The organism is Klebsiella sp. GW_Kp182 (assembly GCF_040062275.1).
GTDB classification, from domain to species: domain Bacteria; phylum Pseudomonadota; class Gammaproteobacteria; order Enterobacterales; family Enterobacteriaceae; genus Klebsiella; species Klebsiella michiganensis.
On the sequence record NZ_JBEAFQ010000039.1, the window covers coordinates 30406 to 52465 of the forward strand.

General features: G+C 55.5%; 22 protein-coding genes. 15 read left to right on the top strand and 7 right to left on the bottom strand.

What is annotated here, in order from left to right:
• The first annotated feature begins 4 nt into the window (after positions 1–4).
• From ABLU88_RS16450 to ABLU88_RS16475, 6 genes are read left to right on the top strand one after another with little or no spacing between them, the layout of a single operon-like run.
• Entirely contained in the window at positions 5–319 is a 315-nt protein-coding gene (locus ABLU88_RS16450) for a PTS sugar transporter subunit IIB (protein ID WP_004855885.1), read from the top strand.
• Positions 312–1679, top strand: a complete 1368-nt coding sequence (locus ABLU88_RS16455; protein WP_004855887.1) for a PTS sugar transporter subunit IIC — start codon at positions 312–314, stop codon at positions 1677–1679. The genes ABLU88_RS16450 and ABLU88_RS16455 overlap by 8 nt, the downstream gene beginning before the upstream one ends.
• Positions 1666–2508 carry a class II fructose-bisphosphate aldolase gene (locus tag ABLU88_RS16460; RefSeq protein ID WP_014227379.1) on the top strand — a complete coding sequence of 281 codons (843 nt, stop codon included), beginning with the start codon at positions 1666–1668 and terminating at the stop codon, positions 2506–2508. The genes ABLU88_RS16455 and ABLU88_RS16460 overlap by 14 nt, the downstream gene beginning before the upstream one ends.
• Before the next feature lie 57 nt (positions 2509–2565).
• Positions 2566–2835, top strand: coding sequence for a hypothetical protein (locus ABLU88_RS16465; RefSeq protein ID WP_014227380.1), 270 nt, complete (start codon positions 2566–2568; stop codon positions 2833–2835).
• A gap of 9 nt (positions 2836–2844) precedes the next feature.
• Positions 2845–3282, top strand: coding sequence for a PTS sugar transporter subunit IIA (locus tag ABLU88_RS16470; protein WP_014227381.1), 438 nt, complete (start codon positions 2845–2847; stop codon positions 3280–3282).
• Positions 3279–3833: an ATPase AAA gene (locus ABLU88_RS16475; RefSeq protein ID WP_025106530.1), complete on the top strand. Its 555-nt coding sequence runs from the start codon at positions 3279–3281 to the stop codon at positions 3831–3833. Before ABLU88_RS16470 ends, ABLU88_RS16475 begins: the two co-directional genes overlap by 4 nt.
• Before the next feature lie 90 nt (positions 3834–3923).
• Here the strand turns inward: ABLU88_RS16475 and ABLU88_RS16480 are convergent, their stop codons facing one another.
• On the bottom strand, positions 3924–4247 hold the full coding sequence (locus ABLU88_RS16480) for an AzlD domain-containing protein (protein WP_348837154.1): 324 nt from the start codon (positions 4245–4247) through the stop codon (positions 3924–3926).
• Positions 4247–4906, bottom strand: coding sequence for an AzlC family ABC transporter permease (locus tag ABLU88_RS16485; protein WP_009653646.1), 660 nt, complete (start codon positions 4904–4906; stop codon positions 4247–4249). Before ABLU88_RS16485 ends, ABLU88_RS16480 begins: the two co-directional genes overlap by 1 nt.
• A gap of 100 nt (positions 4907–5006) precedes the next feature.
• Between ABLU88_RS16485 and ABLU88_RS16490 the strand changes: the two genes are divergently transcribed.
• Positions 5007–5555: an XRE family transcriptional regulator gene (locus tag ABLU88_RS16490; RefSeq protein ID WP_004855902.1), complete on the top strand. Its 549-nt coding sequence runs from the start codon at positions 5007–5009 to the stop codon at positions 5553–5555.
• A gap of 58 nt (positions 5556–5613) precedes the next feature.
• On the opposite strand, the gene ABLU88_RS16495 is transcribed toward ABLU88_RS16490, so the two are convergent.
• From ABLU88_RS16495 to ABLU88_RS16515, 5 genes are read right to left on the bottom strand one after another with little or no spacing between them, the layout of a single operon-like run.
• A complete protein-coding gene (locus ABLU88_RS16495) occupies positions 5614–6531 on the bottom strand; it encodes a GNAT family N-acetyltransferase (RefSeq protein WP_032693306.1) in 918 nt (305 codons plus the stop codon).
• On the bottom strand, positions 6528–7862 hold the full coding sequence (locus tag ABLU88_RS16500; protein WP_109241097.1) for an AMP-binding protein: 1335 nt from the start codon (positions 7860–7862) through the stop codon (positions 6528–6530). Before ABLU88_RS16500 ends, ABLU88_RS16495 begins: the two co-directional genes overlap by 4 nt.
• Before the next feature lie 41 nt (positions 7863–7903).
• Positions 7904–10312, bottom strand: coding sequence for an acyl-CoA reductase (locus tag ABLU88_RS16505; RefSeq protein ID WP_348837158.1), 2409 nt, complete (start codon positions 10310–10312; stop codon positions 7904–7906).
• Position 10313: 1 nt separating this feature from the next.
• Complete coding sequence (locus ABLU88_RS16510; RefSeq protein ID WP_014837014.1) at positions 10314–11441, bottom strand: acyl-protein synthase; 1128 nt, start codon at positions 11439–11441, stop codon at positions 10314–10316.
• Positions 11442–11477: 36 nt separating this feature from the next.
• Positions 11478–12737, bottom strand: coding sequence for an MFS transporter (locus tag ABLU88_RS16515; RefSeq protein ID WP_048263228.1), 1260 nt, complete (start codon positions 12735–12737; stop codon positions 11478–11480).
• A 534-nt stretch (positions 12738–13271) separates the two neighbouring features.
• On the opposite strand from ABLU88_RS16515, the gene ABLU88_RS16520 reads away from it, so the two are divergent.
• The 8 genes from ABLU88_RS16520 (at position 13272) to ABLU88_RS16555 (ending at position 22054) form a co-directional block, all read left to right on the top strand.
• Positions 13272–14267 (top strand): substrate-binding domain-containing protein, encoded by a 996-nt coding sequence (locus ABLU88_RS16520; protein WP_025106535.1) that lies wholly within the window; start codon positions 13272–13274, stop codon positions 14265–14267.
• Between the two features lie 114 nt (positions 14268–14381).
• Complete coding sequence (locus tag ABLU88_RS16525; RefSeq protein ID WP_224266524.1) at positions 14382–16505, top strand: alpha-galactosidase; 2124 nt, start codon at positions 14382–14384, stop codon at positions 16503–16505.
• Between the two features lie 41 nt (positions 16506–16546).
• The gene (locus ABLU88_RS16530; RefSeq protein WP_064380949.1) at positions 16547–17812 is read left to right on the top strand and encodes an MFS transporter; all 1266 of its coding nucleotides are present in this window, start codon (positions 16547–16549) and stop codon (positions 17810–17812) included.
• Between the two features lie 54 nt (positions 17813–17866).
• Positions 17867–18457, top strand: coding sequence for a maltose acetyltransferase domain-containing protein (locus ABLU88_RS16535; RefSeq protein WP_032751746.1), 591 nt, complete (start codon positions 17867–17869; stop codon positions 18455–18457).
• A 596-nt stretch (positions 18458–19053) separates the two neighbouring features.
• Positions 19054–19749 carry a winged helix-turn-helix transcriptional regulator gene (locus tag ABLU88_RS16540; protein WP_029946898.1) on the top strand — a complete coding sequence of 232 codons (696 nt, stop codon included), beginning with the start codon at positions 19054–19056 and terminating at the stop codon, positions 19747–19749.
• A gap of 325 nt (positions 19750–20074) precedes the next feature.
• Positions 20075–20641: a fimbrial protein gene (locus tag ABLU88_RS16545; protein ID WP_025106540.1), complete on the top strand. Its 567-nt coding sequence runs from the start codon at positions 20075–20077 to the stop codon at positions 20639–20641.
• Between the two features lie 71 nt (positions 20642–20712).
• Positions 20713–21270 (top strand): fimbrial protein, encoded by a 558-nt coding sequence (locus ABLU88_RS16550; protein WP_014227395.1) that lies wholly within the window; start codon positions 20713–20715, stop codon positions 21268–21270.
• A 46-nt stretch (positions 21271–21316) separates the two neighbouring features.
• Positions 21317–22054: a fimbria/pilus periplasmic chaperone gene (locus ABLU88_RS16555; protein ID WP_025106542.1), complete on the top strand. Its 738-nt coding sequence runs from the start codon at positions 21317–21319 to the stop codon at positions 22052–22054.
• Positions 22055–22060: the final 6 nt, after the last annotated feature.

Here is a 22060-nt window from a genome sequence, read left to right on the forward strand (position 1 = left end):
CTACATGCTGAAAATTCTATGCGTATGTGGCTGCGGCCTCGGTTCAAGCTTTGCCATTGAAATGACGGCGAAGGCAGTTTTAAAGAAGCTGGAGATTCCCGCACAGATTGAACATACCACTATTTCCGAAGCCGGGGCGTTTAAATCAGATATGATTCTGACGCAAAAAACCTTCGCCGATATATTAACGGCGGATGCCAGTGCGGAAGAAATTAAACGCGTGGTGGTACTGCATAAGCTCACCGATAAAGATGAAATTGAAGCTAAGATCGTCGCATTCTTAAAAGAGCGTAACCTGAAGGTAGCGGACTATGAATAGCTTTGTAGAGTTTATCGTTAAAGATTTACTCGGCCAGGCTTCAATATTAATTGCATTTATTGCGATGCTGGGCCTGATTCTGCAAAAAAAATCAGCGGGCAAAACGGCGGAGGGGACGTTTAAAACGCTGCTCGGTTTCTTAATTATGATGGCCGGCATCAACATTATTGTCGCCACGCTAACGTTCCTTAACGATATCTTCACGCAGGGATTCGGCATGAAAGGCTACATTACCGATGTCGCCGCCATCGCCGGATTAGCCAACCGTGAATTAGGTTCCGAAGTCGCGCTGACCCTGATGGTGATTTTTGCCGTCAACATCATTATCGCCCGCCTGACGCCGCTGAAATATATCTTTCTGACCGGCCAGGCGCTGTTGTGGATGGCAACCATCGGCGCGGTGATTGGCTATAAAGCCGGGCTGACCGGACTGCCGTTGATTTTAACCGGCGGTATTTTCGGCGGCGTGATGGCGGTACTGATGCCCGCGCTGGCGCAGCCGGTCGTCAGGCGCATCACCGGTTCCGATGACGTGGCGCTGGGGCATTTCTGCACTATCGGCTATCTGGTGCAGGCGGCGGTGGCTAAAGTGGTGGGTAAAGGTTCCCGCTCAACGGAAGATCTTGAATTACCGGATAACTTTAAGTTCCTCCAGGACACCTATCTCGCGATGGCGGTGGTGATGGTGCCGATGTATCTCATTCCCGCGATTGCGGCGGGCCCGGAATATATCGCTCAGTTCTCCAACGGCATTAACTACCTGATGTACGCCTTTATGCAGTCCATTCAGTTTGTGGCGGGGGTATTCGTTCTTTACAGCGGCGTGCGCCTGTTGCTCAACGAGCTGGTGCCGGCATTTCGCGGGATTGCGATGCGCATTGTCCCGGACGCTAAGCCTGCGCTCGATTGCCCGGTGCTGTTCCCGTATGCGCCCAATGCGGTGATCGTCGGCTTCCTGGCGACGACCGTCGGCTCCATCATCGGCATGCTGGTGTTCCCGATGTTTGGCCTGGCGATGATCCTGCCCGGTCTGTTAACCAACTTTTTTGCCGGCGGTACGGCGGGCGTCTTCGGTAACGCGCTGGGCGGCCGCCGCGGGGCGATGATTGGCGGCGTCATTCACGGCCTGTTTATCACCTTCCTGCCCGCCATTTTGGTACCGATGCTGGAAAGCTACGGTTTTACCGGCGTCACCTTCAGCGATTCGGACGTGATTAGTTCCGGTCTGGTATTAGGCCACGCCTTCCAGAACAACTGGCTTTTTGTCGCCTTGTTCATTGTTTTTGTTGCCGCACTGGCATGGTTCGTAAACGGTAAATCAGCGAAGCCGAAAGGGGAAAATGTTCATGAGTCTGTATAACTTCAACGCTATTCTGAAAATTGCGCAGGAAAGAGATTTTAAAGCCATTGGCTCATTTAATTTGCACTGTATTGAAATGCTGCCCGCCTTTTTTAAAGCGGCGCAACAAAGCGATAGCCCATTAATGATTCAAATCTCTACCGGGACGGCGGAATATCTCGGCTATCGTTTACTGGTGGATGCGGTTCGTTCATTAGCGGAAAGTGAAAACGTGCCGACCTGCCTGCACCTGGATCACTGCTCTGATATCAGCGCCATTGAAACGGCCATGGATGCCGGATTTTCATCGGTGATGTACGACGGCTCCCATCTGGATCTGGAAGAGAATATTGGCAATACCCGCATCGTGGTGGAAATGGCGCGCCCGCGGAATATCACGGTAGAAGGCGAGCTGGGGGCGATCGGCGGATCGGAAGATGGCAAAGCCGTGGCCGCGGAGGATATCTGCTTCACCACGGTGGAGGACGCCAAACGCTTTGTGGAGGAGACGCAGGTGGATATGCTGGCGGTCTCCGTGGGCACGGTGCACGGCCTGTATACCGGTAAGGCGCAAATTCAGCACCAGCGGCTGAAAGAGATTAGCGCCGCGACCGGCGTGCCGTTAGTGCTGCACGGCGGCACCGGCGTCAGCGATGAAGATATGCGCCTGGCCGTCACTGAAGGTATCAACAAGGTGAATGTCGGCACTGAAATGAATGTGCAGTGGGTCGATCAATGTAAAAGCACGTTTGAAAAAGGCAAAGTGAACGACAGCGTGCGCAAATTTTTAATTCCGGCGAATAACGCGGTCACCCATGTATTAATGGAAAAAATCGCTCTGTTTAAATAAACGCATATTTTTAAACCGTATTCCGTTGCCCTGCTGTCCGTCGGGGAGGAGCTCGCTATGTTTGAATCTTTGAAAACGCTGTGGAAAAAAGAGAATCAACCCCCGCAGGATTATGACGAACAGTCTCGCCAGCTGGCGGGGGAAATTGCCAGGCTGGAAGGCGAGTTACGGGGCAACCCGGCTAATGGCGAAGTGCAGAAAGCATTAATGCTGATATATAACCGGGCGCTGTCGGTCTATGCCAAAAGTCATACGCATCGCGAGGAAATCGATGCGCTTTTTATGCGCATTGATGAGTTACGTAACATTATTCGCCATAATATATAGGAAGTGATAATGACGATAAAAGAACTGCTGATTGAGGCCGATGCGATTCAGGTCGGCGTCACGGAGTCCGACTGGCAGAAGGTGATCCAGCTGGCGGCCAGCCCGCTGGTTGCAAAAGGCTATATCTCGGCAGATTACGGCCAGGCGGTGATCGATAATACCCTGCATCATGGCGCCTATTACGTGTTTGATGAAGGTGTCGCCATCCCTCACGCCAGGCCGGAATGTGGCGTCAAACGCAACTGCTTCAGCCTTGTGGTGTTGAATAAGCCGATTCAATTTGCCGATAGCGAGAAGGCGGATATCGTCATTATGTTCGGCGCGCAGGACAGCAATGCTCATATTGAAGAGGGGATTCGGGCGATTGTCGCTCTGCTTGATAATAACGAGACCATGGCGAAGCTGCGGGCCGCCAGCAGCAGAGAGGAGGTCGTCGCGTTGTTATGAACAGACATCTCACACCCGGCTGCAAAACGGTGATTTTAATTAACGGTATTCCCGCATCGGGTAAAAGCACCGTCACCCGGCAGCTATCGGCAGCGTTTAATCTGCCGCAGCTGACCATCGACGGTATTAAAGAGCCGTTTATGGCGTGCTTTACCGGGATCGACCGGACCTTCAACCGGCAGCTGGGCTGCGCCGCGTATGAAGTCATCTGGTCGATCGTCGGCCAGTCGCCGGCAGGCTGTATCTGGCTTATTGACGCCTGGTTTGGCTTTCAACCGCGCGACACGCTACAGCAGCTGCTGCAACACGCGGGCGTTGAAAAAGTGCTGGAGGTCTGGAACCACATCTCGCCTGAGCTTGCGGTGTCGCGCTATGCCAGCCGGTTGCAGGATCGTAAGCCGGGGCATCCGGGCGAGGAGTATCTTCCGGAACTGGCGCAGCTGGCGCAGCAGGCGGAACCGATGCGGCTGGGGCCGGTGTTCACCGTGGATCAGCACAAGCCGCTGGATATGGCGTCCGCTACCCGTTGGATCGAAGCACAAATAGCGTAAGCCCTTAAGGGCAGCTGCCCGGCGGCGCTTTGCTGGCACGGCCTATAAAAATTGCATAACAACATGATGTTTCGCGTTTCGTAGGTCGGATCAGGCGACGCCCGCCATCCGCAGCAGCGCCGTCGCCACGGCGGCGGCGATAATCACCACGATCAGCGGCATCTTACGCCAGGCGAGGAACACCGCCAGGCCCACGCCCAGCACCCGCGCCATCCCGGCAGAATGTTCGCCTTCGTAAAAGGTGGTCGCCAGCGCCACGGAAAAGAGCAGCACCGTCGCCGCATCGGAGAGCAGCGCCTGGGCGCGCTCGGAAAACGCCAGCCGGCTGCCGAGCTTCGCCCCGCCTAAACGCATTAAGTAGGTGCCCAGCGACAGAATCGCAATACCGGCGATAAATAGCGTCATATTGCCCATTATTTTTTCCTCGTCAGCAGGCCAAACAGCGACAGCAAAACCGGCAGGCCAACCGGTGCGAAAGGAACGGCGGCCAGCGACAGGGCCGCTCCGCTGCAGGCGCGGATCAGGGTGGTGCGGTTTTTAAAGGCCGGCACCACCAGCGCCAGCAGAATCGCCGGGAATACCGCATCGAGGCCAATGGTTTCCGGGGCCGGGAGCAGTTTGCCGACCCCCGCGCCCAGGAGCGCCCCCAACGGCCAGATCAGCGCCACGCCCAGACCGCACAGCCAGTAGGCGGCCCGCCGCTGCTCGGGGGTTTTCTGCGACAGACCAAACACCACGCTTTCATCGTTCATAATATGGCAGCCGAGGAAGCTGGCGGCGCGCTGGCCGACCAGGTCGCGAACCGTCACGCCGAAGGGAATATGCCGCGCGTTGACCAGCAAACCGGCCGCCGCTGCCGCCAGCGGGTTGCCGCCGCTGGCGACAATGCCGATAAACATAAACTCTGAGGCCCCCGCCAGGACGCAAACCGAAAGCACAAAGGGGACCCAAATCGGGAAGCCGTAGGCGACGGCCAGCGAGCCGTAGGACATCCCGACGATGCCTACCGCGAGGCAGACTAAAACAATTGCTCTGAGGGTGTCGCCTTTAAGCGTAGCGAAGTGTTGTTTCATACTCTTTAGCCATATCGAACGAATTTCCATTATAATGAACGTAACAGAATCGCATTTCAAGGCGAACGAAACGTTCGTTATAAAAAACACGGAGGGCTGTATGACTCAGCCAATTAGCCTGATTGCCAAAAGCCTGGTGCGGGAACGCGCGCGCACCGGTCTTTCCCTTGCCGAAGTTGCGCGACGGGCGGGAATCGCCAAATCAACGTTATCGCAGCTGGAGTCCGGCAACGGTAACCCGAGCCTGGAAACCCTCTGGGCGCTGTGCGTGGCCCTCGATATCCCCTTTGCCCGGCTGCTGGAGCCGCAGGTGAATACCACCCAGGTGATCCGCCGCGGCGAGGGAACGAAAGTGATCGCCGAGCAGGCAAACTATCAGGCGATTTTACTGGCCGCCTGCCCGCCGGGCGCGCGGCGCGATATTTATCTCCTGCTGACCCAGCCGGGCGCGGACCGCATTTCCCACCCTCATCCGCCGGGTTCGGTGGAGCATATTATTGTCACCCAGGGGCGCGCGCGGGTCGGCCTGACGGAAGCGCCGGAAGAGCTGGGGGAGGGAGATTACATCTGCTATCCCGCCGATCGGGAGCACGTTTTCCAGGCGCTGGAGCCGGATACCCAGGCGCTGCTGGTCGCCGAGCAGAACTAGTCAGGCCCGACACTGGGCCTTCGGTGTGCCAAAAACAGGCGTCAGATAAAAGGGATTGTCAGGCGCGCGCGTTATGATTGATATCGCCATCGGCCGTTTTCTGCAGGGCAATAGCGATAGGGCAGGAGAGGTCGAGCTGCCGGGGATGATAGCCGCGCTGCAGCAGCCAGAACCACTCTCCTCCGGCCGCTGGCTCCAGCCCCATATCGGTAAAACCTGCTCGCCGCAGCCTGGGTCGTAGCGACATCAGCGCGCCATCCACGCGCGCCCGGATATAAATCAGTTTACGGGCCGGCAGTCGGGAAATCTCGTCGACCATCTGTTGCGTTGATATATTCATCGTGACGTCCACCCGATCATCACAAAGGGCAATTTCAACGGGGGCTGCACAAGTTTCCCTGGCGGGCGGGATCTGCGCCGCGCCAAATTTTTCCTTTAGCAAGTTTATCCAACCATCATCACGGCTATCATCCGCGGTGAGCGGGACGGGGCGTGGCTGCAAGGGTAATACGCCGAGGATAATGCTTTCACGCAGGCCGGATTGAAAGGGGGAGGGGACGTAATCTCTGAGCAACCCCGTTGAGTAAAAGCCCAGCCTCTGCGCCAGGCGCTGCGAGTGTGGATGGCTGGATACCATTTTGATGGTTAGCGTGCCCAGGCCAAGCCTGCTTGCGGCAAGACGCAAATATTCCCCCAGTTGGGTGGCTACGCCCCGGTTTCTGAAGGCGGGGTGCACCGCGAACATGGCCAGTTCGGCCGTCTGCTTATCCGCGTGGTGCCGCCATAAGGCGGCATGCCCGATGATGATGCCATTCTGTTCGGCTATCGCGCTGTGCCATTCGTCCCGGGCGTTGCGCCAGCCAATCAGGCTGGGCATATAGATATCAGGATAGACATAGCGATCGCCATAAACCGTGCGAAATAAGGCGCTGATGCCTTCGCCGTCTTGTCGCTGGAACGCTCTGATTTCAATCATTTCACCGCCTCCTGCGCGAGGTAGGCGCGTTTGTCGATCACCCGCTGCAGCTTACCTGTTCGGGTATTGCGGATAAGTTCCGCCTGGCTGCACCAGTGAACCTGAACGCACAGCTGGCCGGCAGCCTGTAGTTCTGCGAGAGCGTGATCCCTGGCGAGTAATTGACCGCAGAGCCTGTCGGCCTGCTGCCGGGTACCGGAAAAGGCGATACGTAAGCTCAAACGATCCCGGTTATCGGCGTGCTCCAGCATCAGCTGCCACTGCTGATGCCCCATCTCTTCCGTAATAAGGGCCGCTATTTCATCAGGAAATAGCGAGGCGTAACCTACCCGCAAGCGGTGCCCGAGGCTACTGCGTCCCTGCAAAATAAACTTGCGATGTTTGCTTCCCGGAGGTTCACGCCAGGCGGCCAAATCGCCTACCGGATAGCGAATCAGCGGCATCAGCGTGCGCGTAAGGCTGGTGACCACCAGCATTCCGGAACGATTGATTTCGTCGATCGGCTCGCCCGTCGCTTCATCAATAATTTCCACGATAGTTTCGGGTTCAAAGACCCGATGCTCGTCCGCCAGGCAATCCGGCGTGCTGAGTCCGATAAGCCCGGCATCCACGCAGGCGCAGCCGATAGAAGCAATACGGGCGTTGGGAAAGGCGGATTTCAGCAGCTGTAGCTGTTCAGTAAAAAGACTCTCGCTGCCGTAAAGGATGGTCTCGATACCGGGCAGACGGCGGTTTTTTCCAGCGAGCTCTGCCGCATATTGCAGCAGCATCGCCGGGACGCCCACCAGTACGTTGATATCGTGCTGGACGATCTGTTCGGTGAGGGTGTGCGGTTCAAGCGATCCGGTGAAAGGGTACTCGCATACCGGTATCGACATGTGCGAAAGCGCGCCGTGGATAAATAAGAAGCTCGCGTACAAATCACCGGCGAAAAATAAATTTGCCACGCGCGCGCCTGGCTTGAGCTGGCTGGAGAGGCTGCGGCCAAAACTGGTGACGAACGCACGCCACTCCTGGCGGGAAAAAACCGACAGCTTGCCGCCGCCGGTGGTACCGCCGGTCTTAAAGACAATACCGTCCTCCACCGGCCCGGTGAGGACGGGCCAGTTTTTCAGGCCCTGGCTCCCCTCCCAGTAGCGTTCGGGATTAATAAGCGGCAGGTCCTTCAGCTGCCAGCCGCGGGTGGCGAGATGGCGATAGTGTTCGGCATAGAAAGGCGAGCGGCAGCGAACCCTCTCGACAAGCTGTTCGAGGCCCGGTGGGCTTACGGCCACTTCTTCCGTTTGGGTGGATTGCGGCTCAAGGCGACCCATCATCTTTGCTGTTGTCATATTCAAATATCCTTATTGTGAGCCGATCGGCGGGAGTGCGCTCAACGGCGTTTATCAATGACCAGCGGCGTCTTGCCGCTTTGCGGATGCCGTTCAAATTCGCTGAACAGGCGGCTGGTCACGGCTAACTCCAGCAAATGGGCGTCCAATGCCATTTTGAGCTCAGGGTCGGTGCAGACCCGCTGTTTGACGCTATCAATATTGCCGTCGGTGAAGATGTTGATGCATTCGAGCCCGCTGCGCGGGTTATGTTGAAGAATCAATTGAACAGGGGCATCGGCGAGCGTTGCCAGCCGCTGGGGTTGAATAAACATCGTGCCGATACGCACCAGGCTGCCGTGGCGGCCTAAAAGTTCAAAGCGGGGGCTGGGGGCGCCGCAGGGGCATTCGCCCGGCAGCCAACGGCCCATATCGCCGATGTCATAACGAATCACCTTCTGACCTTCGCGGGCCGTCGAGGTAAAGAGCAGGCGGCCGGCATCGCCGGGCGCGACGGGCCGATCGTCGAGCGGGTCGACAATCTCCAGCCATTGAATATCCGTCATCAGGTGAAACACGCCATCCGGGCAATGCGTACAGGCATGTCCCAGCGGCCCGGCATCAACCGAACCATACAGCGCCGAGCGAATGGTTTTCACCCCGAAACCGTGAATATAGTCACGCTGGGCGACGCCCATATGTTCGCCGCCCAGCAGCAGTTTCTGAATACCGCCGTAGTCGCGCAGAATGGCCTCTTCTCGCGTAAAGAGCTGATACAGCGTGCTTGGCATACCAATGAGCGTGGTAACGCCCTGATTCACAATGGTTCGGGCGATCTCGTGATAGTCATCATCATGGGGGCCGCCCATGGGAAGATGGGTCACTTCAAGCATTTCCAGTAGGGTGAAAAAGCTGAGTAAACCACCGTAGAGATTGCCCGCGTACATCAGATTGAGCACTTTGTCGTGGGCGGGATCTAGCCCGGCGGCGAACATGCCTGCGGCGGCGGCCTGCATCTGGCGGCGATAGTCGCGATAGGTAAACCCGGCGAGTTTAGGCACGCCGCTGCTGCCGCCGCTGCGAAAGAAAAGCTGGGCGCTGGGCCGCATTGCGTGCTGTAAGAATGCCGTTTTATCCATAATCGGCTGCTGCGCCGTCAGCATCGGCGGCGGCGGGTTCGGATCGAGCGTAGCCTGCTGCGGCAGGACATCGGCATCCAGCGTCACGGTGACGCGGCGAGCCAGCTGACTTAAGGCGTAAACGCCGTCATGCGGTTCGCCGTGATAGCCGTCATGCATTTTACCGACGGGGGTAATTCGATTGACGCCGGCTGCCAGCAGCAGTTGGCTGAGGGGGATTCTGTCCCGATCGGCGGCAACCAGCCCGCAGGTTTGCAGGTGGGTTCGCCAGGGGCGCAGCGTTTGCATCACTTTATTTTGCGGTAGCGGCCGCAGCAGGACGGTTCGGAACAGCGGTGAAGGCGTTATGGCCGAGGTGTGTTGCTGAATGATGCGCCAGCCGTCTCCTGCCAGCAGAGCGTTGTCAGCCCCGGCAAATACGGCGTCCAGCTGCGCGAAGGCGACGGCGCGGGTGATATCCGCCGCCGCCTTTTCATCGGGCATTAACGGTTGCCACCGTGCGTGACGGCGCCGCATGGCCTCCGCCAGTCTTTCGCCAATATCCTGCAATACCACCGAATCATCGCTATCAACAAAAACGATTTGCGGGCTGGAACAGGCCTGCTGGTCAAAACAGCAAACGTCATCCGCCAGCGCGAGAAGGCTTTCTTCATTAACGGCATCCGGTTGTAGCCAGGCAAAGCTGATTTTATGTCCCCATGGGATCCAGCGACACCCGCCAGGGAGCTGTTGACGAATCGCCTCGAGGGCGGTATCGCCACCCCAGGCCGATATACCATCGGCGTGGGTAAGCAGTAGGGAAAGGCGCGTGGTTTCGACGGGAACCACGGCGACGAAGTTAGCCAGCTGGTCCGTTAAATCGCAGCGAATAAACGCCCGTAGCAGATCGATTGTCATTCCTTGTTCGCTGGCGCTTGGGCGCAGCCAGTTAATATTCCCGACCAGCAGGCTCTCTATTATTGCGAAGAAGGGAAGCAGTTGCGCATTGGCTGGGGTGACATGCACCACGACGCCCAAAGGACGCCAGCCTTCAAACTGCGGTTCACGGTAGTTAATGCGGCGCACGGAAAAGGGGGTATCGCCCAGCTCATGCTCGAGTTTTTGGCGCAGCGCGTCCGGTTGGCAAAACTTTTTGACCTCTTCCCGATAAGCCGGGCCCAGTTGAGGAAGGAAAGCGTGGTCTTTTAGCTGTTCGATAAAACGCCCGGCGCAGGCAAGCACGGTTTCCGGACGCGGCGGTTGGCTCAGCGCGCTATCCAGCCCGCTCGTCAACATGGTGATGGCCTCTTCTGGCGTGAGCGAGGGATAGTTTTTTCCCTGAATGAGATACATATTAATTTCCCTTAATCAGTTCTGACGCCGCCAGTGCGCAGCTACGTGCTTTGCTATGGCTGGCCCGGCCCAGCAGCTCAAACCAATCGGTTGTCACACCGCATCCGCACTCTTCAGCGCGGTGCAATTGTGCAAGATCGCTCATGACCACGCTGTGCGCAGGGCAGGAGGTGATATAAGGCGACACAAACTGTATAAAACCGCGCTGCCCATAATCTTTCACCGCCAGAGAGGCGGTATCGCGGATCCAGGCGCGGGAATAAACGGGAATATGGAAATGGTGATGCGCGCATTCAATGTAGGGCACGCAGTGCTCCACGGAACCATAGCCGTCGCGGCATCGGCTATCGGGGATCCCGAGCTGTTGGGTCAGCCGCGCATAGAACGCGGATTTAGGGATTTCACGGTCGGCATGCGTTTTCCAGCCGCCGCCGAAAAAGGCCAGCGATTGATGATGAAGCTGGAGCGGCGGTAGCTGCATTTCTCGCATCCGTTCAAGTATGAACCACATAAATGCCGGGAAACCCAGGATTCGTACCGGTAACCCCTCTTCAGCAAACTCTTGTAAAGCGCGAATCACGCCGAAAGGGTCGAACTCATGCCCGCTCCCGGTGTGACGCAGCGCGTAAACGGCGCGTTTGACCGGCGCGTATTTACACAAGAACTGGTCGGTAAAAGAGGTGCCAAGCGTGATGATATCGGCGGGTTCGTAGCTGAGGAGCAGGTAGTTGCAGGGCGCATCGGGCGTTTCCCAGCCATAATGGCGGAAAATGCGATCGACCATTCCCTGGGCGGCTCCGATACTGCGCGCATCATAGCGCATTCGACTTTTCTGCCCGCTGGTACCGGAAGAGGTGAGTTCAAGCGCATCCTCACCGGAGCGGCCGATCGGCAGATTCTGTTTGAAATAGTCGGCAAAGATCGGCGGCAGCTGCGACCACGAATCTATATTGGCCGCATCTGCCGGAATATTGTGGCGGGCCAGCCACTGGCGGTAGCCCGGCGTATTCATAACATGAAATGCAACGATTTCACGCATGGCTTCATCAAAGAGCCGTTGTGAATCGCTATCTTCATGATAAGGGCTGTCGAGTGCGCAGAGGGCATCGACGCAGGATAAAGTGTCCATTTTATTCATCCTTAATAAAAAGTCGTCCGTGAGTGATTAATGGCCTGAAGCTGTTATTTTCGTTTTACTCCTCTTCTGCCTGGTGAATATATTAACGATAATGAATAATGCTGCCAGCATCGGAATAGTGGCCGCGATAATATATGCGCTGAGGCTGTCGCCGGCGCCCAATCCGGCCATTAATGCCCCCCCGAGGCTAAAAATAGCGACGGAAATCATGCCTATCATTGCCGATACTGAACCTTTTCCATGCTCGCTGGAAAATAGCGTGAGGCGATACAGCGTGGCGTTGCAAATGCCCAAGCCAAAAGCATAAATAGCCATGCCGATAATCAGCGCAATAATATTTTGCCATATTAGCGTCATGACCAGCGCCAGCATTATGCCGATAAATATGGGAGAGAGTGAAAAGTATAATAACTGCTCCGGCTTAAATTTTTCAGCGGTAACGTTAAGGACGATATTCCCCGCAATCAACGCCGCAAAAACAGGTAATTGCCATAGCGCGTACTCCAGCATACTCATTTGCAGATGATGCACCAGCAGCAGCGGGGAGAGCGCGATCCACGCCATCAGCGGCAGCCCGACGAGGCCAAGCGCAACGCTGCCGGATATACAGCGTGGGTTCGTAAGCAAATCGCCATAAGCGCGCGCGAGGGTTTTTACCTCGAGCGGCTGACATTCAATTTTACTGCCATCCTCGCGTACGACGCCGATCGTCTCCGGCATCCAGCGTAGCAAACCGAACCAGGTGAGCGCCGCCATCAACGCGATAGCAATAAAAAGCGTGCGCCATGACAGGTAAGCAAGCACAACGCTACCGACCAAAGGGCCAAACAGCGGCGACAGCAGCGCGATATTGGCAAACAGGGCAATTAAGCGGATCGCATCCGATTCGTTGAATGCTTCCTGCAGGGCCGGATAGCTCACCACCACCACAAACCCCAAACCTATTCCCTGAATAAACCGCAGGAGAGTAAAAACCTGGATATTGTCTACCCATGGCGTGGCCAGGCAGGAAACAGAAAAAAGCGCACAGCCGATGAGTAATAAAGGCCTGCGGCCAAATCTATCCGACGCCGGTCCAATAAGCCACTGAAAGCTGACGCCGCCAAGTAAATAGGCATTAAGTGACCACGGTACGTAATGCGGTTGAGCATTTAAATCTTTAATAACCGTTAGCATTCCCGGCATTACTACATCGCTGGCGACATAAGTTAACAGCTCGAATGTTGAAAGAAATAAACAAAAAAATAAAGCGTGCCGTGAAGAAACAGGCAGTAGTGAGTTATACATAAAACCCTGTTATTAACATATTCCATTATTTTGCTTTTATATCACTCCCTCTTTTTAAAAACTTTTATCAAGTGATTCTTAGTTGATAAATATCAATGAACAGACCGTGTTCATGTTTGTTTAAACTGCGAATTATAATTCCGATACATACTTCATATTTTAATTAAAAATAAATCGAATGATTTATGGGGATTAAATGTGCGTTTTCCAGACGCTGCGTTATTTTTCCAGGGGTGAGCGATTAAGTCATTCATCTATCAACCATATGATTTGTATAGGGTAAACCTGTCGGATTCAAATATATTCAGCTTGGTGAATCACAGCGTATCTTCGTCTCTTTCTTATGAGGAAGGGGGCGTTTAATTTACCGCCACATTGAATAAACGGTCTTGCTGCCTCTCATTTCTTTGTGACGTATCATCAGGCGCCGAGGGCCGCGGTGTTCAGGTATTGCCGCGCGGCGTCGCTCTTGCTGGACGCCATGCCCGTATTGCGGGACACTAGCCGCATTCTCCCGCGAAGACAGGGATACTTATGTCGCTGAAAGCCATTGCTAAAGAACTTGGGATCTCGGTAACGACCGTCAGCCGTGCGCTAAACGGCTATGATGACGTGTCGCAGGAGACGCGCGCCCGCGTGGAGGCCGAAGCCCAGCGCCGTGGATATCGGCCAAATACCTTCGCCCGCCGCCTGAAAATGGGCAAAATTGACGCCGTTGGCCTCGTTTTTCCCGTGCGTCCCGCGCCGTTGAATAACAACGTCTTTCTCGAAATGGTGGGAGAAATCAGTCACGAGCTGGCGCGCTATGAGATTGATTTACTGCTGATTGCCGACGATGAACAGGCCGATAAGCACGGCTATATGCGTATGGTGCAGAGTCGTCGCGTCGATGCGCTGATCGTAGCCCATACCCTGGACGACGACCCGCGCCTGATTCAGCTGCTCTCTTCCGGCTTTCCTTTTCTCGCCCTGGGGCGCAGCCGCCTGCCGCAGCCCTACGCCTGGTTTGATTTCGATAACCAGGCGGGAACGTACCGCGCCACCCGTCATCTGATTCGCCAGGGGCATCAGCGCATTGCGCTGCTGAGCGAAAATAACAATCAGGCGTTTATTACCCAGCGCCGCAACGGTTACCTGCAGGCGCTGCGCGAAGCGGGCCTGGCGGAAACCTGGCTGCGCAGCGTGCCGCCCACCCGCCGCGGCGGGTTTCAGGCAACGATGGAGCTGCTGCGCTTGCCTGAACCGCCAACGGCGATTGTCACCGATTGCAACACCCACGGCGACGGCGCGGCGATGGCCCTGGCTCAGCTCGGACGCCTCACCGGCGCCGATCGCGTCTCGCTGGTGGTTTACGACGGCTTGCCGCAGGACAGCATCATCGAAACCCCGGTGGGCGCGGTGGTTCAGTCCACCCGGCAGGGCGTGGGCCGCCAGATTGCCACCATGGTCCGCCGCTTAATCGCCGGCGAGGATCTCGCCTCTCTCCAGGTGCTCTGGCAGCCTGAATTTATTCCCGGCGAAACCGCCTGATTCTCCTCCCGTCAGATTAATTTCCTGAACTCGATCACGGATCCGAAACGTTTTGGTTGGCACCCGAAACGTTTCGGATCAACAGTAAGGCATTCCTTGTTGTGGAGATGTCTCATGTCTGATTCGATTTTACGCCTGCAAAGCGCAGCGGCCGATGTGGTGATCAAAACCCGTCCATTCGCCGAAATTATCTACTGGGGGCCGCATTTAAGCCACTTTTCGCCGCAGGATGCGGCCAGCATCGCCCGCCCGGTGGCCAATGGCCGCCTCGACGTCGATTCCCCGGTAACCTTAATGGCCGAACTGGGCCACGGTCTGTTTGGCGCGCCGGGCATTGAAGGTCACCGCCAGGGGCTGGACGCCTCACCGATGTTTACCACGACCGAGGTGGTGCAGGATGGGCAGAATTTAACCCTTCTCAGCGAAGACGCGCAGGCGGGCCTGCGGCTGTGCAGTGAAATTCAGCTTGATAGCAGCGGCGTGCTCAGCGTTCGTCATGGTTTAACCAACCTGCGCCCGCAGCCGTGGCAGGTGGACCGCCTGGCGGTCACGCTGCCGGTCGCCGAGCGCGCCCGCGAAGTCATGGCCTTTCATGGCCGCTGGATCCGCGAATTCCAGCCCCATCGTCTGACCCTTGAACACGACAGCTTTGTGCTGGAAAACCGTCGTGGACGCACTTCTCACGAACATTTTCCAGCGCTGATTACCGGCAGTCGCGCTTTTAGCGAGATGCAGGGCGAAGTGTGGGGCGTGCATTTGGGCTGGAGCGGTAACCACCGCCTGCGGGCGGAAGTGAAAACCGACGGTCGCCGCTACCTGCAGGCGGAAGCGCTCTATCTGGCGGGCGAAATGGCGCTGGCGGAAGGGGAAACGCTGTGGACGCCGAACCTCTACGCCAGCTATTCGGCGCAGGGGCTGAACGGCATGAGCCAGCAGTTCCACCGCTATCTGCGCGAACAGATTATTCGCTTCCCGGACAACAAGCCGCGCCCGGTGCATCTCAATACCTGGGAAGGGATCTATTTCGACCACGACCCGCAGTACATCATGCGCATGGCGGATGAGGCGGCGGAGCTGGGCGTGGAGCGCTTTATCATTGATGACGGCTGGTTTAAAGGGCGCAACGACGATTGGGCGGCGCTCGGCGACTGGTATCTTGATGAGGAAAAATACCCTGACGGTCTGGCCCCGGTTATCGACCATGTGAAGTCGCTGGGGATGGAGTTCGGCATCTGGGTTGAGCCAGAGATGATTAACCCGAACTCCGATTTATACCGCGCCCATCCCGACTGGCTGCTGGCGCTGCCGGGCTATACGCCGATCCCCGGGCGTCATCAGTTTGTCCTGAACCTGAATATCCCTGAAGCCTTTGATTATCTGCTGGAACGGATGAGCTGGCTGCTGGGCGAACACGCGGTGGACTATGTGAAGTGGGATATGAATCGCGAGCTGGTGCAGCCTGCCCATAACGGCAAAGCCGCCGCCGATGCGCAAACTCGCCAGTTCTATCGTCTGCTGGATACGCTGGTGGCCCGCTTCCCGCATATTGAATTTGAATCCTGCTCCTCCGGCGGCGGGCGTATCGATTATGAAGTGCTGAAGCGCAGCCATCGTTTCTGGGCTTCCGACAATAACGATGCCCTTGAGCGCAGCACCATCCAGCGCGGCATGAGCTACTTCTTCCCGCCGGAAGTGATGGGCGCGCACATCGGCAACCGCCGCTGCCACGCCACCTTCCGCCAGCACAGCATTGCGTTTCGTGGCCTGACGGCGCTGTTCGGTCATATGGGGCTTGAGCTGGACCCGGTGACCGCCGATGAGCAGGAGCGCGCGGGCTATCGCAAATACGCGGCGCTGCATAAGCAGTGGCGCGATGTCATTCATCACGGCGTGCAGTGGCGTATCGATATGCCGGACGCTACAACCCTTGCGCACGGCGTGGTGAGCGAGGATCGGCATCGGGCGATTTTCCTCGTCAGCCAGCTGGCGATGCCGGACTACACCCTGATGGCGCCGCTGCGCGTGGCGGGGCTGGACGCGGGCGCCCGTTACGAGGTGACGCTGCTCGACCATCCCGATATTCAGATTACGGGAGAGGGCGGCCATACCATGCGTAAGCTGCCGGAATGGATGACGACGCCGCAGACCGTCAGCGGTGAGTGGTTGCAACAGGCGGGGCTGGCGCTGCCAGTCCTCGATCCGGAAAGCGCCATTTTGATTGGCCTGCAACGCGTGTAATGACGACGGGCCGCGCGTCGGCCCTTTTTGAGGAATACACCATGAACCCGACCGTCTGTACCCATAAAAACAACCCCAATTTCTGGATTTTCGGGCTGTTCTTCTTTCTCTACTTTTTCATCATGGCCACCTGCTTTCCGTTTTTGCCGATCTGGCTATCGGACGTCATCGGCCTGAATAAAACCGAGACCGGCATTGTTTTCTCCAGCCTGTCGCTGTTTGCCATCTGTTTTCAGCCGATACTGGGCGTGATCTCCGATAAGCTGGGGCTGAAAAAGCATCTGATGTGGATCGTGACGGTGCTGCTGGTGCTGATCGCGCCCTTTTTCCTTTACGTTTTTGCGCCGCTGCTGAAAACCAATATCTGGCTCGGGGCGCTGAGCGGCGGGGCCTACATCGGCTTTGTGTTCTCCGCCGGCGCCGGGGCGATGGAAGCCTATATCGAACGCGTGAGCCGCAATAGCGGGTTTGAGTACGGCAAAGCGCGGACTTTTGGCTGCCTCGGCTGGGCGCTGTGCGCCACCACGGCGGGGATGCTGTTCAGCGTTAACCCCGAGTGGGTGTTCTGGATGGGGTCGGCCGCCGCGCTGGTACTGGTCGTGCTGGTGGCCATCGCGAAACCGCAGGCCAGCCAGAGCGCACAGGTGATGGACTCGCTGGGCGCTAACCGCTCATCGGTGGATTTAAAAACCGCCGTACGCATGTTCCGTCAGCGCAAAATGTGGATGTTTATTCTCTACGTCATCGGCGTCGCCTGCGTCTATGACGTTTTCGATCAGCAGTTCGCCACCTTCTTTAAATCCTTCTTTGCCACCCCGGAATCGGGCACCCGCGCCTTTGGTTTTGCGACCACCGCCGGGGAAATATGCAACGCGATTATTATGTTCAGCTCGCCGTGGATTATTAACCGCATTGGCGCGAAGAATACCCTGCTGATTGCCGGCATGGTGATGGCGGCAAGGATGATCGGATCATCGTTCGCCACGACGGCCGCTGAAGTGGTGGCGCTGAAAATGCTTCATGCGCTGGAAGTCCCGTTCCTGCTGGTAGGCGCGTTTAAATATATTACCGGCGTGTTTGACGTCCGCCTGTCGGCGACGATTTACCTGGTTGGTTTCCAGTTTTCCAAACAGGTGGCGGCGATCTTTCTCTCCGCTTTTGCCGGGAATATGTATGACCGTATCGGTTTCCAGGATACCTATATGATCCTTGGCGGCATCGCCCTGAGCGTCACGTTAATCTCCGCCTTTACCTTATCGGGTAAGGCCACGTCGGAAAAGATGAGCGATAGCGCGATGACGGTGTAGAAAACAGTCCGATAATTCACAAGGATGTGATTGATAAATGAGGAAATATTGACCATGGATATGAAGGAAAGAATGAACAGCGGCGAGCTTTATCTTGATTCAGGATATGGGTTACCGCAGCAGCGGCTGATGGGCAAGGCGCGAGCTTACGAATACAACCACTCGCACCCCTTTAATCAGGAATTAAGAAACGACATTATTCAGCGGATGTTCGCCGCCGTGGGCGAGCAGTGCTGGATAGAGCCTCCGATTCATGTGGCCTACGGCACCCACACCACCATTGGCGATAATTTTTACGCGAACTTCAACCTGACGCTGGTCGATGATGCCGACATTATCATCGGCAATAACGTGATGTTTGCGCCCAACGTGACCATTTCCACCGCCGGCCATCCGATTCATCCGGATCTGCGGCACACCCAGCAGCAGTTCTCTCAGCCGGTGGTGATTGAAGACGGCGTCTGGCTGGGCACCGGGGTGATTATCAACCCAGGCGTCACCATCGGAAAAAACTCGGTCATTGGCGCTGGCAGCGTGGTGAACCGTTCCATACCGGCGAACGTGGTCGCCGCTGGGGTCCCCTGCCGGGTATTAAGAGCGATCGCCGATAGCGATAAAGAGAAATTTCAGCTGTTTACAGCGTAAATTGTCGCGGCGCCGGGCGGGCGCTTCATGCCCCCTCCCGGGTAGACGTCGCGCAATCTGCCTGCGGGGACGCATTTCCGCCGGGACATCATGATGCTTTTGCCTGACTATTCATTGCCAGGGTACTGCGCGCGTTACGCAGAATGCTTATTTCCCGTGAAAGTTAGCCCCTTCCACTATAATCAGACAAACGTTTGCCATCGTTATTTTTCGATTTTTTATTCATTTTTTGCGTCTTTTTTGGCGGAGGAGAGCACGCGTTAATATGGTTATTTACTGGCTTATTAATTATCATTTTAGCCATTATTTTTTATGATAATGTGATTTTTTATAGCATTTTTATGTGGTTTTTATGTGAATGAATTTATAGCTTATGGATGGCGAAAGGAATGGATTTCTCCCCGGTGAGCGTATTTTTTGCATGCAAAAAAAGAGAAATGCTTTTGTCGATATATCACCAGGGGGAGCGGCAACTTAAAAATAGAATGATGATGTTAAACTATTGAACTTAAAGGGTGTTTTAATTTTTTTATTTCCTTTAAATTTGGTGCTAGTATTTTAATTGAGTAATGTCGCAGGCCAAAAATGAGAAAAAAATGTTTATTATCGACGAAGATTTTGACCGTGGTGCCTTACGCTCCTTTGCGTTTGGCCGTAATACTCGGCCTTTGTTGGCGATCCAGCGTATTATGCAGGCGCTGCTGCCGGTTAGCACGCCGTTTGAGCTGCAGCCGGACGAGCGATTTGAATTTTGCGATACTGAAAATAACGCGAATATATTACTCCTGCTTGAGGGGACCGGCGTGGTTTGCCATAGTGAAAATAATATGGCGATAACCACGCTATTTTCCCCCTCGGTACTGGGGCTGATTGATGGATATAGTACCTTTTACGACGTAGAGGCCAGGCCGAAGCACTTTTTCTCTGCGGAAACATCTTGCTCTGGTCAATTGGTTCCGCTTGCTAAGTTTGTGGAGATTATGGACGAGCAAAATCTCTGGCATGATATCGCCCGGATTCTGGCCCATCGGTTATTGGTTATGGCCATCCGCGAGAAGGAGTTTATTGGCGTGGAATCATTCATCATGATCCGGACGTTGATCCTGGAACTCGGCTCCTATCCTGAGGAATATCGCGAGCAGATTAACGTGCTCAATTTTATCCAGCGGCGCACCAATCTTTCCCGCAGCGGAATACTGTACGTCCTGTCTGAACTGCGCAAGGGGGAGTATATCAGCGTCCATCGAGGCGTGCTGAAGGGAATTAATAAACGAATTCCTATCGATTTTTAAATAAGTTCATAACAGAATGCTAACAACAACGCCTGTTTTTTAGACGCACCAGCTCTTTGAATTATTAACATCATGATTTTTATACGTAATTATCATTATTGACTTGCATCATTTTCGAATGTCCAGTTTTGGACGAAAAAATTGATTTAGATTAATAAAATTCTCTGTAAGAATTATTCCCAGGACAACACGGAGTGTCTTCTTATATTTAAACCGTCTTTTTTATCGCCGCGGGGAACGTTCCCTGGTAATTGCTTCGGCCATAAAAAAGTAAACGGTAATTAATGAGGGAATACAAAATCAATTTAATGTGTATGGATTAAAAATGAAAAAAGCATTTATGGTAAAAAGCGTCGTTCTGGCAATGGTTATGGCTGGCGGTATTTCTTCTGCGATGGCTGCTTTACCGACCAGCGGGTCTTCTTCCACCGTTCAGGGCGGCACCGTTGAGTTTAAAGGCTCTGTTGTCGATGCAGCCTGTGCGGTAACCGCAGACACCAGCAACCAGATTGTGAACATGGGTCAGGTTCGTCTGGCTGCCCTCACCGGTAAAGACTCCGTTGCTAACCAGAAAACCCCGTTCAGCATCAAGCTGGCTGACTGCGATACCACCGTCGCTTCTCAGGCATCTGTGACCTTCGACGGCAACGCGGCGGCGGGCGAAGCTGGCGTGCTGGACAACACCTCTGGCGCGGGTAGCGCGGCAGGCGTGGGCATCCAGATTTATGACAAAGACGGCTCTGCGCTGGATCTGGGTACCGCGTCTCAGGCAGTTACGCTGATCGACGGCGACAACACCCTGAACTTCTCCGCTGACTACTACCAGACTGCGGATACCGCGACTGCCGGTAGCGTGGACACCACCGCTACGTTCAACGTGACTTACCAGTAAGGTTACGCCAGTCATTTTCATTTAGGGATCCTGTGCCAGGGACGGCGGCTGTGTCATTGAAAGGAGTAGATATGAATTTCACTACACAACGGCTGAAGGCGTTTTCCCTCGCGGGGGCGTTTTTGTTTCCCGCTCTGGCACAGGCGGGCAACCACCACGTGGTAACGGTAAAGGGCGGCGACGTTGAGTTTCAGGGCGCCGTGGTCAATGCCGCCTGCGCGGTGGATGCCGGTAGCGAGGATTTAACCGTTGAGATGGGGCAGGTGCGCTCCAATGAATTTCATGGGCTGGGAAGCTGGACAGATCCGCAGGCGTTTACCATTACGCTGAAGGATTGCGATACCACGGTGAGCCAGCAAGTTAGCGTGGCCTTTCGCGGCCTGACGGATGGCAAAGATCCGGGGGTACTGGCGGTGACCGACGGTGCGCAGAGCGCGCAGGGCGTCGGGTTAGGCATTTTTGATAATCAGGGAAATCAAATTATCCCGAACACGCAGCCGATGAATTTTACCGCTATTCAGGACAATACGACCGTACTCAATTTTGTCGCCAAATATCGCGCGACCTCGAGAACCGTCGTGGCAGGGGATGCAAACGCACAAACCTGGTTCACGTTAACCTATTTGTAATTTCCTGATGCCGTCCGCGGCAAATCTTTATTGTGAAAGGCACTTTATGTCCGTTATTTCTTTTTCCCGCCTGTCTCTGGTTGCGCTGGCGTTAGCCGGTGCCGGTCTGGCCGCGCCCGCGGCGCAGGCGCAAACCGAAACCCAGGCGCACGCCGCGGCGAACGGCGGGGTATCATTAGGTTCCACCCGCGTCATCTATCCGCAGGGCAATAATCAGGTCTCACTGGCGGTGAATAATACCGACCCGAAGGCCACCTTTTTAATTCAGTCATGGGTGGAAAACGCCAGCGAAAGTAAAAGCAGCGATTTTGTCATCACCCCGCCGCTGTTTGTGATGAAGCCGCAGAAAGAAAATACGCTGCGCATTATGTACGTCGGGCCGAATAATCTGCCGGCGGATCGCGAAAGCCTCTATTGGGTGAACGTTAAAGCGATTCCCTCGGCGGCAAAAGACACCAAAGGGAAAAATACCCTGCAGATCGCGGTGCTGAGCCGGATTAAACTTTTTGTCCGCCCGAAAAATCTGCCGATGGCCTCGATCGATGCGCCGGCGAAGCTGCGCTTCCACGAAAGCGGTAATACCCTGACGGTGAAAAATCCCACGCCCTATTATATGACGCTGGTACAGATTCACGCCGGTACCGCAACGTTACCGACGACAATGGTGGCGCCGATGTCGCAAGCGGATTTAAAACTGCCGGCGAACGCGCAGGGAAATATCACCTTCCAGACCATTAATGATTACGGGGCAAACTCGCCCGAACAGAAAGCCATAATAGAATAATAAACA